Genomic DNA, 3,425 nt, shown 5'->3' with positions numbered 1-3,425 from the left:
GGGCGGGGGCGGGGAGGGGCGTATGATCAGGCTGTTTCCGGCGAAAGGGTCCACAACCCGCAAGACCTTGGGGGTCATGTTTTCCCCCGGCATCGGCCGCGGCATCGGCAACATAGCATCCACCCTGCGTCTGTTTGTCCAGGTCATCGGCATGATCCTGGCCGATGCGGGCCTGGTGCCTCGCAATCATCCCCTGATCACAGGTGAAGACAAGGACAGGGGCGCTTTTATCCGCCTGGTGAAACTGGCCTGGTCCAATGTGAAGTTCGACAAGGCCCATGTACGGCCCGCCGCTGTTTTTCTGGCTGTGGTTCTGGGGCTGGCCCTGTTTGTCATTACGCTTGCGGCTGTCCTGGTCAAGATGGCCATGGGCCTGAACAGCGCCTTTGCGGCGCCCGGCTCCCTGTTTGTTCCGCCGGATCCCGGCGCTGATGCTTCCCTCGGGTTCATAAGAACCGTTTTCGGAACGGACGGTGCCCGGATTGCCTCGGGCGGCGGAGTGCTGCAACAGGGCCTGCGCCAGATGCTGTCCATGTACAGCACCGCGATCCTGATCCTGGCGTCCATCATCCTGCTGTACTATCTGGTGGCCATGACCATCGAGACGGCGCACCACGGCGTGCCGTTCGGCAAGCGCCACAACATGGTCTGGTCCCCCATCCGCCTGGTCTTCGCCCTTCTTCTGCTGATTCCCATCGGCGGCGGACTGAACACCGGCCAGTACATGATTCTGAACGTGGCCCGCTGGGGCGCCGGCCTGGGGTCCAACGTCTGGGCAGTGTTTACGCAGAATGCCCGCAACATGGCCTATGAGGCAGCCCAGGCCCCCATTCCGGACGTGCAGCCCCAGCTTGTGAACGCTTTCGAGGCTCTGAAATGCGTCAAGCAGAAAAAGAATGAACTGGCCGCAAAACGAAGCAGCCTGAAGGGCGCCAACGTTCCCAATTCCGCCAATTATGGCAAGTCGCTCGAAACTACTTTCGGGACCGACGAGCGTGAGGGCGCTACGTTTATGTACTTTGGAACGACAGAGGATCCCACAGCATGCGGTACTATTGAACTGGACAAGGCTTCACCTGGCGACAGTCCTTTTCTGCAGAATTTCAAGGCTGCCAAGCGCAGCATTTTCATGGACAAGGTCACCAAGCTCAAACCGGGAGCCTATGCGGCGGCCGACCTGACCAGCCGGCGAAAGGACAGTACGCCCCTGAGGGTCAGCGAGGCGACTGTGGAGCAGGCTGCGGTCGAGGAGCTGAAAAAGCTTGAGGGACTGAACAACGAATTCCGCCAGGAAATGACCCAGGCCCATGCCCAGGCCCGTGCGCAGCTGAAGGCCGAGCTGGAGGCGGCCCAGAATGCGCCCGACCGGGGCTGGACCCGCGCCATGACCTATTTTGTGGCCGGCGCAGGAAAAGCCTCGGCGCTTGCCAAGGCCACTATGGACAAACCCAAGGTCCGGGCACCAGCAACATTGGACGAGACAGGGAGGGATGTCCTGTCAGGTCTTGCCAAGCTTGCCCTGCTGCCTTACGATTTCGGGTACAAGATAGGGGAAATGATAGAATCCGGACAGTTTGAATGTGCGGCCGATATAAAATGCTGGCTTGAGCATTTCAAGAAAGCCGCAGAAGGTTTCTTGGACAAGCTCTTCGAGGCAATGTTCAAACAGGCCGGTATGGGCAATGGCAACAGCTGGCTGTTCTTTACCTACAGCAGCGCCAATCCCATGGCGTCTATGGTGACCCTGGGGCATTCCCTGCAGACCATGAACCTGTATGGTATGGGGATAGCCCTGACGATGGTGATCCTGACGGGCGGCACGGCCGGGGGGTCACCCGCCACGGGGTTTGCAACACTGGCCATGTCCACGGGGTTTGCGGCCGGGTTTGCCCTGTCCTATGTGTTGCCCCTGATTCCGGTCATGAGGTTTTTCTTCGGCGTTATCTCGTGGCTGGTCATGCTGCTGGAAGGCTTGGTGGCCATTCCCCTGATCGCCCTGGCGCACATGAATACGGAGGGTGAGGGGCTGCCCGGCCCCATGGCCCGGCAGGCGTACATGTATGCCCTGAACCTGTTCCTGCGCCCGATCATGCTGATTATCGGCATGGTGGCGGCCATGATGATGTTCTCGATAGCCATCGGGATCCTGAATCCCGTCTTCACAGCGGCGGTGGGCGGGTTCAGCACCGGCAGCGCAATGGCCAAGTTCATGTTCACCATCGTCTATGCGGTGGCGGGATATACGGTGGCCAACGCCTGCTTCCATCTGATTGACCTGTTCCCCGAGCATTCGCTGCGGTGGATTGGCGGTCCGTCCTGGAGAGATACCAATGAGCTGCAGAACTTCACCCATACAGCCATGGCCGGGGCTGCAGCCACAACGACCGCTGCCCAGGGTTTGATCCAGGCAGGGGGGTCCAGACGGCCGGCTCCCGGTCCTGATCGGCAAACGCCCCTTCTCGACGAGATTGCCCGGAACACCCGCCCTGGTGGTGGGGGAGGTGGAGGCGGCGGTACAGGCGGTGCCCCTCCCTGATCACCGGCCAATATGGTTTTTGCAGAAACCCCTCCTCCGGGAGGGGTTTTTTGTTGCTCCTGTCATCCTGAGCAGAGCATCCTGAAAGGATGCGAAGTCGAAGGATCTTTCTTCAGGCGACAAAAGATCCTTCAGTCGCTTCGCTCCTTCAGGATGACAAAACCATGTGGAATTTATCTGGAACGACTGTATCTTGCATTCTAGGCCTTCCCCGGCTATAAGGGCCCCTCATTCCAGCAGGTGCAGCCATGAAACAGAACATTCATCCCGACTATCACGAGATCACAGTTGTCATGACCGACGGATCGTCCTTCAAGACCCGCAGCACGCTGGGCAAGGCAGGCGATACCCTGCGTCTGGATATTGATCCCAAATCCCATCCTGCCTGGACCGGTCAGCACCGTGACGCCGTGAAAGGCGACCAGATCACACGCTTCCGGAACCGCTTCGGCAGCCTGGGGGCCTCTTCTGGGGCTGCTGCTGCACCGGCAGATACGGGGAAGAAGGCTGAAAAAGCCGCGGTCTCCGCTGCTCCTGCAGAAAAGGCCGAAAAGAAGGCCCCGGCCGAGAAAAAGGCAAAAGCCGAAGGTAAAAAGAAGGCTTGATTGTTGCCTTTCCTTTTTATTTGCATGTCATCCTGAGCGAAGCATCCTGAAAGGATGCGCAGTCGAAGGATCTTTCTTTATGGAAAGAGATCCCTCCACTGCGCTTCGCTCCGGTCGGGATGACAGGGGCACTGTCCTACTCTCCGATCTGGCCCATCTGGCCGCTCCGGTAATCTTCCATGGCCTGGCGGATTTCTTCCTGCGTATTCATGACAAAGGGGCCATAGCCCACGATGGGTTCGTCGATGGGCTGGCCGTTCAGGAACAGGAGGGCTGCGTCCTCC

At 59.3% G+C, this 3,425-nt stretch carries 2 protein-coding genes and 1 pseudogene; 2 read left to right on the top strand and 1 reads right to left on the bottom strand.

Features of this window, described 5'->3' with window-relative positions; all coding sequences use genetic code 11:
• Positions 1–2,536: DotA/TraY family protein (locus tag M3O22_09060; protein ID MDP9196888.1), on the top strand; the 2,536-nt coding region annotated here is incomplete at its 5' end.
• Positions 2,537–2,784: 248 nt separating this feature from the next.
• A pseudogene (rpmE, locus tag M3O22_09055) lies at positions 2,785–2,997 on the top strand (50S ribosomal protein L31).
• A 280-nt stretch (positions 2,998–3,277) separates the two neighbouring features.
• On the opposite strand, the gene M3O22_09050 reads toward rpmE, so the two are convergent.
• The coding region (locus M3O22_09050; protein MDP9196887.1) for a pirin family protein at positions 3,278–3,425 on the bottom strand (148 nt) is incomplete at its 5' end.

The sequence above is a fragment of the Pseudomonadota bacterium genome (genome assembly GCA_030775045.1).
In the GTDB taxonomy this organism is placed as follows: domain Bacteria; phylum Pseudomonadota; class Alphaproteobacteria; order JALYJY01; family JALYJY01; genus JALYJY01.
Note: the sequence above shows the minus strand (reverse complement) of the source record. Positions and strands in the feature narration are given on the sequence as shown.